This window comes from Halarcobacter sp., assembly GCF_963675975.1.
Lineage (GTDB): Bacteria > Campylobacterota > Campylobacteria > Campylobacterales > Arcobacteraceae > Halarcobacter.
The window spans coordinates 3,082,689-3,097,353 of sequence record NZ_OY780939.1; the positions used below are offsets into that span (position 1 = coordinate 3,082,689).

At 27.3% G+C, this 14,665-nt stretch carries 14 protein-coding genes; 3 read left to right on the plus strand and 11 right to left on the minus strand.

The genetic code is table 11. From position 1 onward, the window contains the following. Nucleotides 1-14: 14 nt before the first annotated feature. The gene (locus ACKU3H_RS15275) at nt 15-491 is read left to right on the plus strand and encodes a histidine phosphatase family protein (protein ID WP_320034728.1); all 477 of its coding nucleotides are present in this window, start codon (nt 15-17) and stop codon (nt 489-491) included. Here ACKU3H_RS15275 and ACKU3H_RS15280 read toward each other — a convergent pair whose 3' ends face one another. Then, a complete protein-coding gene (locus ACKU3H_RS15280; protein WP_320034729.1) occupies nt 492-1,718 on the minus strand; it encodes an NAD(P)/FAD-dependent oxidoreductase in 1,227 nt (408 codons plus the stop codon). A 102-nt stretch (nt 1,719-1,820) separates the two neighbouring features. Here ACKU3H_RS15280 and ACKU3H_RS15285 point away from each other — a divergent pair, with 102 nt between their 5' ends. Continuing rightward, nucleotides 1,821-2,849 (plus strand): hypothetical protein, encoded by a 1,029-nt coding sequence (locus ACKU3H_RS15285; protein WP_320034730.1) that lies wholly within the window; start codon nt 1,821-1,823, stop codon nt 2,847-2,849. A 14-nt stretch (nt 2,850-2,863) separates the two neighbouring features. Here the strand turns inward: ACKU3H_RS15285 and mnmE are convergent, their stop codons facing one another. The 9 genes from mnmE to ACKU3H_RS15330 form a co-directional block, all read right to left on the minus strand. Further along, the gene (gene mnmE / locus ACKU3H_RS15290) at nt 2,864-4,204 is read right to left on the minus strand and encodes a tRNA uridine-5-carboxymethylaminomethyl(34) synthesis GTPase MnmE (protein WP_320034731.1); all 1,341 of its coding nucleotides are present in this window, start codon (nt 4,202-4,204) and stop codon (nt 2,864-2,866) included. Between the two features lie 3 nt (nt 4,205-4,207). Next, complete coding sequence (locus tag ACKU3H_RS15295) at nt 4,208-5,098, minus strand: Jag N-terminal domain-containing protein (protein WP_320034732.1); 891 nt, start codon at nt 5,096-5,098, stop codon at nt 4,208-4,210. Nucleotides 5,099-5,110: 12 nt separating this feature from the next. Beyond that, nucleotides 5,111-6,727 (minus strand): membrane protein insertase YidC, encoded by a 1,617-nt coding sequence (gene yidC / locus ACKU3H_RS15300; RefSeq protein WP_320034733.1) that lies wholly within the window; start codon nt 6,725-6,727, stop codon nt 5,111-5,113. Continuing rightward, entirely contained in the window at nt 6,720-7,052 is a 333-nt protein-coding gene (gene yidD / locus ACKU3H_RS15305) for a membrane protein insertion efficiency factor YidD (protein ID WP_320034734.1), read from the minus strand. Before yidD ends, yidC begins: the two co-directional genes overlap by 8 nt. Continuing rightward, nucleotides 7,036-7,386, minus strand: a complete 351-nt coding sequence (rnpA, locus tag ACKU3H_RS15310; RefSeq protein WP_407933693.1) for a ribonuclease P protein component — start codon at nt 7,384-7,386, stop codon at nt 7,036-7,038. The genes yidD and rnpA overlap by 17 nt, the downstream gene beginning before the upstream one ends. Beyond that, nucleotides 7,374-7,508: a 50S ribosomal protein L34 gene (gene rpmH / locus ACKU3H_RS15315; RefSeq protein ID WP_044417745.1), complete on the minus strand. Its 135-nt coding sequence runs from the start codon at nt 7,506-7,508 to the stop codon at nt 7,374-7,376. Before rpmH ends, rnpA begins: the two co-directional genes overlap by 13 nt. A gap of 87 nt (nt 7,509-7,595) precedes the next feature. Beyond that, complete coding sequence (locus tag ACKU3H_RS15320) at nt 7,596-10,172, minus strand: AAA family ATPase (RefSeq protein WP_320034735.1); 2,577 nt, start codon at nt 10,170-10,172, stop codon at nt 7,596-7,598. Nucleotides 10,173-10,236: 64 nt separating this feature from the next. Further along, nucleotides 10,237-12,399, minus strand: a complete 2,163-nt coding sequence (locus ACKU3H_RS15325) for an ATP-binding protein (RefSeq protein WP_320034736.1) — start codon at nt 12,397-12,399, stop codon at nt 10,237-10,239. 11 nt (nt 12,400-12,410) lie between these two features. Then, nucleotides 12,411-13,520 (minus strand): ABC transporter substrate-binding protein, encoded by a 1,110-nt coding sequence (locus tag ACKU3H_RS15330; protein ID WP_320034737.1) that lies wholly within the window; start codon nt 13,518-13,520, stop codon nt 12,411-12,413. 92 nt (nt 13,521-13,612) lie between these two features. Here ACKU3H_RS15330 and ACKU3H_RS15335 point away from each other — a divergent pair, with 92 nt between their 5' ends. Beyond that, nucleotides 13,613-14,185: a ribonuclease HII gene (locus ACKU3H_RS15335; RefSeq protein WP_320036489.1), complete on the plus strand. Its 573-nt coding sequence runs from the start codon at nt 13,613-13,615 to the stop codon at nt 14,183-14,185. Here ACKU3H_RS15335 and ACKU3H_RS15340 read toward each other — a convergent pair whose 3' ends face one another. After that, complete coding sequence (locus tag ACKU3H_RS15340) at nt 14,186-14,500, minus strand: MTH1187 family thiamine-binding protein (protein WP_320034738.1); 315 nt, start codon at nt 14,498-14,500, stop codon at nt 14,186-14,188. Between the last annotated feature and the right edge of the window lie 165 nt (nt 14,501-14,665).

The following is a 14,665-nucleotide window of genomic DNA, read 5'->3' on the forward strand; positions in this document are numbered from 1 at the left end:
AATGAGTAAGAAAGATGAAAGAATTATATATTGTAAGACATGCCCAAAAAGAATCTATGGCTAATTTTAGTGATGATTATGATGTTACTTTAACAAAACAAGGTAAAGAAGATGCAAAAAACCTTGGAATAAATCTAAAAAATAAAAATATAATGCCTGATTTAATAGTTTCAAGCCCCGCAATAAGAGCAAGAGATACAGCAGAAATAATTGCAAAAGAGATTGGTTTTGATAAAAGTATAATGATCAACGAAGTTATCTATCAAGCTTTTTTAAATGAATTAATTGAATCAATTACTTATACTTTTGATACAGTAAATAGTTTAATGATTATAGGACATAATCCTGCATTAACAGCATTAGCTATTACATTTACAGAATTTAAAGAGGAACTTCAAATGGCAAATGCAATAAAAATTGAATTTAATTGCAATTCTTGGACTTCAATAGATAAATCAAATGCAAATTTTATTGAGCTAATAAAGTTTTAATTACAATAATTTACCAGCTAAATTTCCACTTGCAAAAGACCATTGAAGGTTATAACCTCCACATGGTCCATCTAAATCCATTACTTCCCCACAAAAATATAAACCTTCAATTATTTTACTTTGCATAGTTTTTGGATTTATCTCTTTTAAACTAACTCCACCTCTTGTAATCATTGCTTTTTCAAAACCTACATGGTCAATTACTGTTAATGGTGTATTTACTAGTATTTTTACAAGTTTTTCTCTTACTTGCCCACTTAAATCTTTAAATTTCTTTGTACAATCTGCTTCAACAATAAGACATAACTCTTTAACAACAGAATTTGGTAATAAAAGATTTAAAGTCTCTTCAACAGATTTTTCAGGATGAGATTTTATATGTTTAAAAACATCTTCTTCATTCATCCCTTTAATCATATTTATTAATAAGGGAACTTCCCCATATTTTTCTAAAAAAGGTGTAATCTCCCTAGAAAAATCTAAAATAACTGGACCTCTTAAACCTTTTGGTGTAAAAATCAAATCCCCAATAGCTTTTAGATTTTTTGCTTTTTTTAAATCAATTTTTACAATAGCTTTTGCAATTGTGTCAGCTTTACAGTTTGCTACCCACTTCTCTTTTGTAATAACAGGAAGCATAGCAGGATAAAGTTCAGTTATTTTATGTCCTAAAGATTTAGCAAAATCAAACCCATCTCCATTTGCTCCAAGCATAGAAAAACCTAAACCACCAGTTGCAACAACAACATTAGGTGCATAAAATTTTTCAGTAGAAGTTTGCACACCTTTGATTGTTTCATTTTCACAAATTAAATCTTCTACTTTTGTATTATTTTTTACTTCAACATTTACATTATAAAGCTCATCTTCTAAAGCTTTAATAATAGTACCCGAATTATGACTTATGGGAAAAACTCTAAACCCATCAGGAATATGTGTTTCTACTCCTATATCATTTAAAAAAGATATTAACTCTTTGTAATCAAAACTATTTAGTGCATCTTGCATAAATCTGCCATTTTTGCCAAATCTATTCATAAAATCTTCATTTGAAAGTGTATTTGTAAGATTACATTTGCCACCACCAGTGGCTTTTAATTTTGGTCCTAATTTCGCTTGTTGTTCACACAATAATACTTTTTTTTCATCTCTTGCTGCAACTATTGTTGCAATCATTCCTGCTGCACCTGAGCCAACAACTATTAAATCATATTCATTTTTTTCCATGTGGTATATTATCAAAATATCTTTAACATGTAGTTTTATTAGTTAAAAAATATTTTATCTTATTTATTATACAATTCTTAAATATAGTTTAAAAGATAAAGCATGTTAATTAATTCTTATAATGTAAATATGGAATCAGCAAGTAGTTTTGTTCAAAAACATGAGTCAACAATGTGTAGTACACTTATTACTCAAAATTTAGAAGGTTCAGAAAACAATAATAATATTAAACTTTCAACTAATTCTATTAACTATACTAAGACTATAGTTTTTAATTCAGAAGAAAATATGTCTGTTGAAGATAGAATGAAAAAACTTTTAATAGAGATATTATTAAGTAAATTAAATGGCAAAGATAAAAAAATAGATCTATATCCATTTGGGAATATGGATAAAAATAAGAAATATGATTTTAATCCCCATTTTAACAATCAAAACATAAGTATTAATGCCTTTGCAGCTTCATATGAGAGTGTAGAAACTTATTATCAAAAAAGTTCTGTACATTTTTCAACTAATGCACAAATAAATACAAGCTCTGGTTCTTTTAATATAGATTTAAATCTATATTTTTCTCAAGAATTTTATGAACAACACAAAACAAAAATAGAAATAGCTGGTGTTACATTTCAAGATCCTTTAATAATAAACTTTGATGATAAAAATATTAACTCTTTTGATAATATTAGTAAAAAAATCACTTTTGAATTTGATTTAGATAATAATGGCACTAAAGAAAAGATTCCTTTATTAAAAGATGGAAGTGGTTTTCTTGCCCTAGATAAAAACAATAATGGAACCATAGATAATGGAAATGAACTTTTTGGACCTAATACTGGTTATGGTTTTAAAGAGTTAGCTAAATATGATGAAGATGGAAATAATTGGATTGATGAAGCAGATTCAATATTCAATAGCTTAAAAATCTGGGAAATAAATGAAGAAGGAGAAAATAATTTGATTACTCTTTCACAAGCTGGTGTTGGGGCTATTTATCTATCTAGTATTGCAACTGGTTTTAATTATTCAAAAGCTTATGGGGAACAAACTGCAAGTTTAAAAGAATCAAGTATTTTTTTAAAAGAAAATGGTGAAGCTGGGCTTATAACCAGTATAGATTTAGTGGTGTGAAATAGTTTAAAAAACTATTTCCCCAAACAAAATGCCCCAAACATAACATCTAACATCTCATCATTTTCATATGGTCTAGTGATATTAGAAATATATTCCAAAGCCTCTTTTATATGATATGCAAAAAACTCTAACTCTCCTGTTTCTAAAGGCATACTTGAACTTTTTATATGTTCTAAAGTATTTTCTACAGAATCTACTTGTCTTTTTGAGATTAGTGTCATATCATCACTGTGAGTATTTGAATCTAAGATTGACTCAAGTTTGTATATTAAAGGATTGATTGTTTCTTTTGTACTTAATTCAATATAATCTTCAAGATTAGTCTTATCAAAATTATTATCCAAATCAGATTTATTTAAAACTTTAATAATCTCTTTATTTGAATATTCATCAATTAAAGATAATATTTTTTCATCTTCTTTATCGCAAACTTTGCTGTTATCAAATAAAGAGATTACAATGTCAGCTTCCTCTACAGCTTTGATTGACTTTTCTATTCCTATTTGCTCAATCACATCATCAGCTTCTCTAATACCTGCTGTATCAACTATTTTGATTATATGAGTACCAATTTTTACTGATTCTTCAATTGTATCTCTAGTAGTTCCTGCAATATCAGAAATAATAGCTCTATCAAAATTTAAAAGCTTATTTAAAAGTGAAGATTTACCAACATTTGGTTTACCAATAATTGCTACTTTAAAACCTTCAATTAATCCTTCTCTTCTTTTACTAGCTTCCAAAGTATTTTCAAGTTTTACTTCAATTTTGTCTAATTTATTTTTGATTTGTTCAAAGATATCTTCAGGTAAATCCTCTTCTGCGTAATCAATATTTACCTCAGTATAAGCCAACATAAAAAGTAAATCTTCTCTAATATCATTTACGAAATCTGTCAATTCACCCTTTAGTTGTTTTGCTAAAAGTTTAACTGCATCTTCACTTCTTGCTTCAATTATCTTAGCAATTGCTTCTGCTTTTGTAAGATCAATCTTACCATTTATAAATGCTCTTTTTGAAAATTCACCAGGTTGAGCTAGTCTTGCTCCACATTTTATAGCTTCACTCATAATGATGTTTGAGATAGCAATACCACCATGGCATTGAAATTCAACAACATCTTCACCAGTAAAAGAAAAAGGATTTTTAAAATATAAAATTAAAGCTTCATCTATAATCTCATCATTTGAATTATAAATTGAGCTAAGTGTTGCAAGTCTTGGTTTTAATTCTTGTTTTTTTGAAAGTGTTTTTGCAATGTCTAGGGCTTTGTCTCCACTGATTCTTACAATAGAGATAGACCCTACACCATTTGCAGTAGCTATTGCTACAATAGTATCATCTAAAATCAATTTTTATTGCTCTTTACTTCTGTACTCATTTACAAGTACATATTTGTCTCCCCTAACATTTGTTTTAACAGCAACATATTTTTCAGGGAATTCTTCTCTTAATTTTTTAAGTGCAATATGTACTAAGATTCCATCTAAAGGTTTTGTTTTGAAAGAACCTTTTTCTTTTATTGTTTCAATAACTGGCTCTAAATATGTATGGATTGAAGCCTCTTGATTTTTTAAGAACTCTGCAACTTCAAGTCTTAACATAAGTCCATATTTTTCATTTATCCAGTTAAAAAGAATATAAGAAAGTGCTTTATATCTATAACCCTCTTTTCCTATTAATAAAGCTGAATCTTCACCTGTGAATTCGATGTATAAAGTCTCTTCATCATAAAATTCAACTTTAATATTATCAATACCATAACATGTATCTTGAAATAAAGAGATAAGACCAGAATTCACTTCTTCTAAAATATCTTGTTTATCTTTTTTTACAATAATTTTTGCAACTTCATTTTTATTGTCAGATTCATTATAAAAGTTATCAAAAATTCTTTCTTTACCTTCAACTTTAGGTACTTTATTTAATTTAGGTTCTCTTCTTTTTTCTTCTTTTCTTCTTTTTTGTTCAGCTCGTTCATCTCTTTTATGAGAATCTTCCATTCTTTTTGAGAACTCTTCAATTTTTATATCTTTTTTCTTAAATTTATGCTCTTTAGCTCTTCTATTATCTCTTCTTCTTTTTTTAGGAATAGCTGTAATTATTGCATTTTTTTTACCTATTCCTAAAAAACCTTTTGAAGCTTGTTGAACAATCTCAATATCTAATTCTGTGATTGAACAACCAAACTCGTTTGACGCTAACTCATAAACCTCTTCTAAATTTTTTCCCTCAAATTGTTTCATAATAGTCTCCTACTACTTTTTAGCAGCTCTTTGTCTTTCAAATATTTTATTAATACTATATTGTTGTGCAATTGTAAATAGGTTGTTTGTAAACCAGTAAAGAGTTAACCCTGCTGGGAACCATAAGAAGAAGAATGTAAATATAATTGGTAACATTTGGAAAATCTTCTTTTGCATCTCATCTTGCATAGTATTAGGTGTAATTTTTTGCTGAACAAACATTGATGCACCCATTAAAATTGGTAATACATAATAAGGATCCATTTCCGCTAAATCGTGAATCCATAAAATCCATTCTGCACCTTTTAATTCAATTGAATTTAATAAAACTCTATAGATAGCAAAGAATACTGGAATTTGTAAAATTAATGGTAAACAACCACCCATAGGGTTTGCACCATGTTTTTTGTATAATTCCATCATATGCATAGATTGTTTTTGTTTATCATCTTTATATTTTGCTTGAATCTCTTTCATTTTTGGTGCAAGATCTTTAAGCTTTTGCATAGAAACCATACCTTTGTATGATAAAGGATATAAAACAAGTTTAATAATAATTGTTAAAATAACAATAGTCCAACCCCAGTTTCCAATATATCCATGAAGGAATTGTAAGAATGTAAACATAGGTTTAGCAATAAAAGTAAACCACCCATATTCAATAACATCTGTTAATTCTGGATTTAAAGCTTTTAAATCATTAAAGTTTTTAGGTCCCATATATCCAGAAAAACTAATCTCTCCTAATGCATGAGCAAAGGCTTGAGGATTTTTTGAACTATCTGGCATCAATGAGATTTGAAGTGACTTTTCAAAGTTATAAATAACTGTTGCATAATATCTATCAAAGTTTGAAACAAATTTAATTCCAGTATATGATTTAACTTTGTCTAAATCTTCATCTGAAGTTAATTCCATTGTTCCATCATTTTGTTTAACATATACACCATGATCAGCATACATATCTGCTAATACATTTGGTCTGAATCCATTTGTAATAAAAAATTGCTCTTTTTGAGATGATTTTACATTTAAGTCATAGTGTCCATCAGGATAAACAGTAAATTCTTTTGTTAATACTAAACCATCAACATTTTGTGTTAAAACAAATTTTTGTGCATTTTTAGTTGCATCTACATTTGAAACAGTTGATGTATAACTTGTCTGGAAAGCTTTATTATTGATATCTGTATTAGCGAATCTAACCTCTAATGGTCTTAATTGATCAGCTTCGAAAAGCTTGATTTCGTGACCTTCACCATCTTTATATATACTATCAGTTAATGTTACTTGTGCAACTCTTCCTAATTTATCTATCTCTATAATACTTTTTGCTGTTTTAATTGTTGTTATAATATCAGCTTTACCCACTGCTTTACTTGTTAAAGCATTAATCGATTTAGACATACTTGCATCAGTTGGCGCACTTTGAACCATTGCATCAGTTGTTGAAGCTACATCAGGAGCAGCATTTTGATTTTGCTGTTTAGCTATCTCTTGTTGTTTTTGTTTTTCCTCTTGTTGAGGCTTTAATACCAAAAATTCATAAGCAATAAAAAACACAAACACGACTAACGTCATGATTAACATTCTTTTTTGCATACCATTATCTTGATTCATATTATTCATTATTACTCTTCCACTCCCGATTTTTTACTATGAGGTATCTATTGTTATCTACCGGTACTAGCCAGTATTTAACTTTTATTTTTTTGAAATTTATATTATTATGCTTTGCAACTTTTACTATTGGATAATCAAATCCACCAGGAAAAAGTTGATTACATTTTAATACGCGTGCTATTGTAAAATAAATTGCCTTAAAGAAAGTATTGTTCTCCAATTGCCAGATGGCATAATTTGAACATGAAGGATAATACCTACAACTTCCAAATGATATTATAGACAAGTATTTTTGATAAAATTTAATTAAATATTTAAATAGAGTTTTCATTTTTAAGTAATTGTAACTTTTTCATTGCGTAAGTAAAATCTCTTTCTAACTCTTTATGTGTTTTGTTAAAAAGTGCCTGTTTAGCAACAAAAATGTATTTACCTTTTTTTATTCTATTCTCATTAGATAAGCAAATTGCTCTTAATATTCTTTTAGCTTTTGCTCTTTTTACAGCATTTCCTACTTTTTTTGAAGCAACAAATGCTATATTAAGATTTTCGTTAGACGAAAAAAAAGCGACAAATGAGTGGGTATGCCACTTTTTGCCGCTTTTGTAAAGTTGATTGAAATCTTTAGAATTGTTTAGACGGTGTGTCTTGCTTAAACAGCTAATCTTTTTCTACCTTTAGCTCTTCTAGCTTTGATAACTTTTCTACCGTTCTTAGTTTTCATTCTAATTCTAAACCCATGTGTTCTTTTTCTTGGCGTGTTGTGTGGTTGATATGTTCTTTTCATAATCTTAGTTCCTCTATTCACAAATTAAGTCGCGTATTATATTTAAACAATACTTAAACTTTCTTTAGTTTAAGTATTTTATAATAATTAACTAATATTTGTTATAACCTCATCCCCTTGAATATCAAACTCAACACTAGAACCTTCTACTATTTTATCTTCTAAAATCAAGTCTGCCAATCTATCTTCAACCACCTCATATATGGCTCTTTTAAGAGGTCTTGCACCATACACTGGATCAAATCCAACTTTTGCAATATACTCTTTTGCTTTTTGTGTTAAAGAAATTTTTATATCTTTTTGTTCAACTCTTTTTTTAATATTTGCAAATAAAATATCTACAATATTTGTAATTGCATCTAATCCTAACTGCTCAAATATCACAATATCATCAAGTCTATTTAGAAATTCTGGTCTAAAATGTGTTTTTAAATCATTTAGAACCTCTTTTCTTCTTTCCTCTTTATCTGATATTTCTATAATCTTTGCACTACCTATATTTGAAGTTAAGATGATTATTGTGTTTTTAAAATCAACTGTTACACCTTTGTTATCTGTTAATCTTCCATCATCTAATACCTGTAATAATATATTAAATACATCAGGATGTGCTTTCTCTATCTCATCAAATAGTATTACACTATATGGTTTTCTTCTTACAGCTTCAGTTAACTGTCCACCCTCTTCATATCCAACATATCCAGGTGCTGCACCAACAAGTCTACTTACAGCATGTTTTTCCATATATTCACTCATATCAAATCTAATAAGAGCTTTTTCATCATCAAATAAAAATCTTGCTAATGTTTTAGCACTTTCAGTTTTACCAACCCCTGTTGGTCCTAAGAACATAAATGAACCAATAGGACGACTTTCCTCAGATAAACCTGCTTTATTTCTTTTAATTGCTCTACTAATAGCTTTTAAAGCTTCATCTTGCCCTACTACATCTTTTTTTAGTTCATCTTCAACTTTTAAAACCCTTTGTTTTTCTGAATCCATCATTTTATTAACTGGAATTCCTGTCCATCTGCTAACTATACTTGCAATTGCCTCTTCATCTACAGAGTTTCTAAGAAGAGTTCCCTCTTTTTGCATTCTGTCCCATTTCTCTTGGTTCTCTTTAATTTTATCTTCTAATGCTGGAATCTCACCATACTCAATAGAAGCTGCTTGCTCAAAGTTTGATTCTCTCTTAGCTCTCTCAGCTTTTGTTCTAAGTTCATCAATTTTTGCTTTTAAAGAACTTTCTGCATTAAATGTCTCTTTTTCTGTTTGGAATCTTACTTCTAAACTCTGTTTTTCTTCATTTAGATTTGCCAGTTCCTTCTCAATCTCTTCTAATCTATCTTTATTTTTTTTAGATTTTTCCATTTTAAGAGCTTCTTTTTCCACATTAATTGTTTGAATCTCTCTTTTTATATTAGACAATGCTGTTGGTTCCGATTCTATTTGCATCTTAAGTTCTGCTGCTGCTTCATCTATCAGGTCAATTGCTTTATCTGGTAAAAACCTATCACTAATATATCTATCACTTAGTTTTGCAGCTGCTACTAATGCTGAGTCATTAATAGTAACATTATGGTGAGTTTCTAATCTCTCTTTTATACCTCTTAAGATTTGTAAAGCTTCATTTACACTTGGCTCATCAACATTAACTGGTTGAAACCTTCTTTGCATAGCTGTATCTTTCTCAAAATATTTTCTATACTCTTTTAATGTTGTTGCACCAATAGTGTGAAGTTCACCTCTTGCAAGACTTGGTTTAAGAATATTTGCAGCATCCATAGAACCTTCACTAGCCCCTGCTCCAATAATTGTATGTATTTCATCAATAAATAAAATTATGTTTCCAGCTTTCTTTACTTCATCAATAACTGATTTTAATCTATCTTCAAATTCACCTCTATATTTTGCACCTGCGATCATTGAACTCATATCAAGTGTCACAACCCTTTTATTTAAAAGTGAAGTTGGTACATCTTTATTTACTATTCTTTGAGCCAGTCCTTCTGCTATTGCTGTTTTACCAGTACCTGGTTCTCCAAGTAAGATTGGATTGTTTTTTGTTTTTCTAATTAAGATTTGCATCATTCTATTGATTTGTTCATCTCTACCTATAACTGGGTCAAGTTCACCATCTATAGCTTTTTTATTTAAATCAATTCCATATTTATCTAAAGCTTCGAGATTTTCATCTGCGCTTGCACTATTTATTGTAGCACCTGCTCTCATAGCTTCAAGCTCTTTTTTTGCTTCATGTAGATTTATATATTTTGCAAGAACATCTTTCACGGCATTTGAATCAAAGTTTGATATAAGCCAAGTATCTACAGCTATAAATTTGTCTCCATTTTTAGCCATAAGTCCTTCAGCTTTTTGTAAACTGTCAACAAAATTTCTTGATAACTTAATATTTTCTTTTTTAAGATTTGATACAGCTGGAAGTTTAGCTGCATAAGATTTTGCTTCAAGTTCAATTGCTGCTTTATCAATATTCATTTTATTTAATAATTGATTTAATACAGAATTTGTATTTGTTAATAATGCCCATAATAAATGGATCACTTCAACTTCTTGGTTTTTATTATGTAATGCTAAAGCTACTGAAGAATCAATAGTTTCATGCATTTGGTTTGTTAGTTTTTCGAATAGTTTATTCATATTTAGCACTCCTATACTTTAATTGCTAATAGCATTATAGCAACTTGAGTGATAATTTGTCAAGTCATATTTCGTATGTATAGTTATGAGTACTTTCTCTTGGCAGTTTAATTGTAAAAGAACAACCTCTATAATTTATATTTTCATATTTAAAATTAACATTTTTTACGTATAAATTCCCTTTCATATGATCTGTAATAATCTGATGTGACATATAAAGCCCAATACCAGTACCCTGTGATTTATGTTTAGTAGTAAAATATGGATCAAATATCTTATATAAAATATTATCAGGAACTCCTCCTGCATTATCAACTATTCTAAGTTTATAACAATCATCATACAGTTCTTCTTTTATCTCTATAACTCTACATTGAATCTGATTTGATAAAAATGCATCTTTTGAATTATTAAACATATTAATAAGAACTTGCATAAATTCATTTGGATAACCTTCAACAGTAAACGCCTCTTCTAAAAAACTCTTTTTTATAATTATATTGTGATTTTTTATACTAGATTGGATAAGTTTTAAAGCCTTTTCAACCACTGTTTTTACTTCAAAAACTTCTAAACTCTTATCTGTTTGAAAAAAGTTTCTAAAATCATCAATTGTTCTTGAAAGATATAAAGCATTTTGTACAATCATATCCATTGATTCATTTAATTGTTTATCATCTAAGATACCAAACTCTTTTTCAAGTTTTACACTACTTGCACTTGTACTAATCACATTTAAAGGTTGTCTCCATTGGTGAGCAATATTACCTATCATCTCACCCATAGATGCCATTTTAGTTTGTTGATATAGTAACCTATCTTTATTTTTTAATTCTGTAATATCAATTAAAGCAGAAACTCTAACTTGTTCATTATCTAGTTCTAAGAATTTACCTTGTACTAAAGAGTGAAAGATATCTCCATCCTCTTTTATAAATTCAACCTCATAAGGAACATCAACATTTTTTTTAAAATTTTCTGCAACTAACTCTTTATAATCATCAACTATATAATCTAAAACATTTCTTCCAATTGCATCATTTTTTGATTTAAAGCCAAATAGTTTTACTGTTACATCATTTACATCAACTATTTCATAACCTTTGGATAAAATTACACACTCCATAGTTGAATTAAAAAGAGATTTAAAACTATTTAATGATTTTTCTAAACTATCCTCTCTTTTATCAATCTCTGTTTGCATCTTATAAAAGCTGTCTAATAACATATTAAATTCTTGAAAATCACTATCTTCAACTTTTGTCTCATAATCACCATTTGCAATTTTTGATGTTACTGTATAAATTTTATCAAAAGAACTAAATATCTTTTTAGAGATTTTAAAAGTCAGAAATATTCCTAAAATCATAAATAAAAAAATTAAACCTAAGTATAAAAATATAATGTTATTCAATGATTTTAAAATATTATTATAATTTTCTCTTACAACAATATTCCAATCTGTTTTTTCATTTTTAAAATATGAACCATATTGCTCTTCATTATCAAGTATTGAATAATAAATTGCTTCTTCATTTACCTCTTTTGTATTTATTAGTTTTGTAAACACTTCTGAAGAACTTGCATTAAAACGTTGTAAAACAAGTTGAATATTTGTAGGATCCATAATTAATGCACCATTTCTATCAAATACCCTAATCATATAACTATCATCTTGATTTTTAAATTTTAAGATAAAATTTGAAATCTCAGTTAGATCTATAAGTATTACACCTATTTTATTTTTAATTCTAAAACTATAGGAAATAGTTGGAGTTTCATCTAAAGAGGATAAAAAAACATTAGACCAATAATTTTTTTTATCTTTTAATTTTTTATAATACTCTTTATTTGAGTAATCAAAACCTTTATATATATTTTGTTTTTCTTTGTTTTTTATGTATATCTCTTCTAAAGTACCATTTTGATTAAGTATTAAAATTGAAGAAATATCTTTGTTTGTTTCTAAAATATTATTAAATGCTATATCTCTATTTTCCATGTCAATTTTATTTTCTATATGGCTTGATAAATACTCTATTTGATTTAATAAAGAATCGATTCTATCATTTACTTGTTTTAAAACAAGGTTTTGATTAAATTTAATCAAATCAATTTTTGTGTTATAAATATTTGAAATAGACAAAACACCAATAACTACTATAACTGAAATAATAAACAGCGCCAAACTTCGTATAATCTGCTTTTTAAAACTACTATTTTTCATTTTTTCCCGTGTTATTTTATTTTTACAAACTTATTATCTTTTACAATTGTTAAATTTTGTTTTCTATGAATATCTCCAAATTCATCAAAAGTAATAAATCCTTGCAAACTTTTAAACTCTTTTATTTCTAATAAATTCTTTTTAAAATTTTCTAAATTATCATCTTTTTTTAATATTTCAATAATAACCTTCCCCGCTTCATAACCTTGAGCTGAAAAAATTGTTGGTTCTGTTTTAAACTTTTGTTTATAATCATTCACAAACTTTAAGTAACTTGGATCTTTAGAGTTTTCATCAAAAGAATCTAAAAAAATTGTACCATTAACAGCTTTTCCACCATCTTCCAAAAATTCAGAACCTTTTGCCCATCCTGAGACAAAAATAGTTTTATTTATATCTTTTATCTTTAAATATTGTATCAATCTAGAAGAATCTAAAGAATTACCAATTATAAATAAGCCATCAATTGAATTATTTGATTTAATCTCATCTGCAATCAGACTGAAGTCTTTATTTATTTTTAATTTTTTTAAAAAAGGTTTACCACCTTTTGATAAAAATGACTTTTCAAAATTATTCATATAATTATTAACATAATTACTGTTTTTCTCATCATAAATAGCATACATATTTAAAACATTGTTTTCTAAAAAGTAATTTGATAATTCATTAAACTTCTCTTTTGTTAAGGCACCTTGAACTCTAAAGAAATTATCATCTTTTTTTGAAAATTCACCACTACTAGCGGTTGGAGAAAATAAAAATATATTGCTGTTTTTTGGTATTTCTAATAAAGAGATTTTTGTCATTGAACTTGTTGTATTTCCAACAATTAAATTAATTTTTTTATCAATAAAAGAGTTAATTATATCTTTTGCAACTTTTTCATCTTGCATATCATCTTTAATATCTACTCTAATTTTTTTACCATTAACTGTATATTCAATATCTTCAAATGCTAAAATAAGCCCATTTAAAGTTGAATGACCTAAATTTGAATATTTTCCACTTAAACCACCCACAAAGCCTATCTCAATAGTTTGGTCTTTTTTAAAAAAATATATCAATGAAAGAATAAATGTGATAATAATCACAATAATAACAAAAATCTTTCTACTCATTTCTTCTCCAGCATAAAACTTTATTATACAATTAATAAGCTATAATTTTACTACTATAATAAAATAATAAACTTTTTTGATAATAAATAGGAATAGATATGTTATGTGGAATTGATGAAGCAGGTCGTGGACCACTAGCTGGCCCTTTAGTTGTTGCAGGTGTAGTAATTATAAATAAAATTGATGAATTAGATGATTCAAAAAAGCTTACTGAAAAAAAAAGAGAAGAATTATATCCAAAAATAATTGAAAATACAAAATATCATATTGTATTTAAAAGTGCGAAAGAGATTGATGAAAAAGGGATTAGTAGCTGTTTAAAAAGTTCTATCCAAGAGATAATGGAAAACCTTGAAGCAGTTGAATATCTAATGGATGGCAATACTTCTTTTGGAATTTCAAATTTAGCTCATAAAATAAAGGCCGATGCAACAATAAAAGAAGTAAGTGCAGCTTCAATATTGGCAAAAGTTAGTAGAGATAGATATATGTATGAAATTGCACCGCAATTTAAAGATTATGACTTTGATAAACATAAAGGATATGGAACTAAAGCCCATATTGAAAAAATTAAACAATATGGGCGTTCTAGTGAACATAGAAAAACTTTTAAATTAAAAGCTTTAGGGGAAGAAAATATTGGGGTACAAAAAAGTTTATTTTAACTATTTTGATACTTCTCCTATCTTATTCTCAATAGATTCCACTTTTCCTTTTAATCTATTTTTATGACCTTTTCTAATATCAAATGTAATTGGAGCATATACTCTATTGCAATCTAATTTATCTAAAGTATCATAACACTTTTGAATTATATTTAAAGCATCTGATAATTTTTCAGTTTCTATAATAGTTGCCATAGGTGTTAATTGATAAGGAAATCCCGATTCTCTAATAACTTTTATAACTTCTGCAACATATTCACTTTTGCTTTCACCATGATCTGTAGGGAACATTGCCATTTGTAATAATACACTCATAAATTTTCCTAATATTTTTTATTTACAATTTTAAAAATTTTATCTAAAAAAATATGAATATATATAAAAGCTAAATTACTATATTTAAGAAGAGTTTTTAAAAAATATAATAAAATACATAATAAAATATATTTTCTACATTTAAACACAAGAAAATATTAAAAT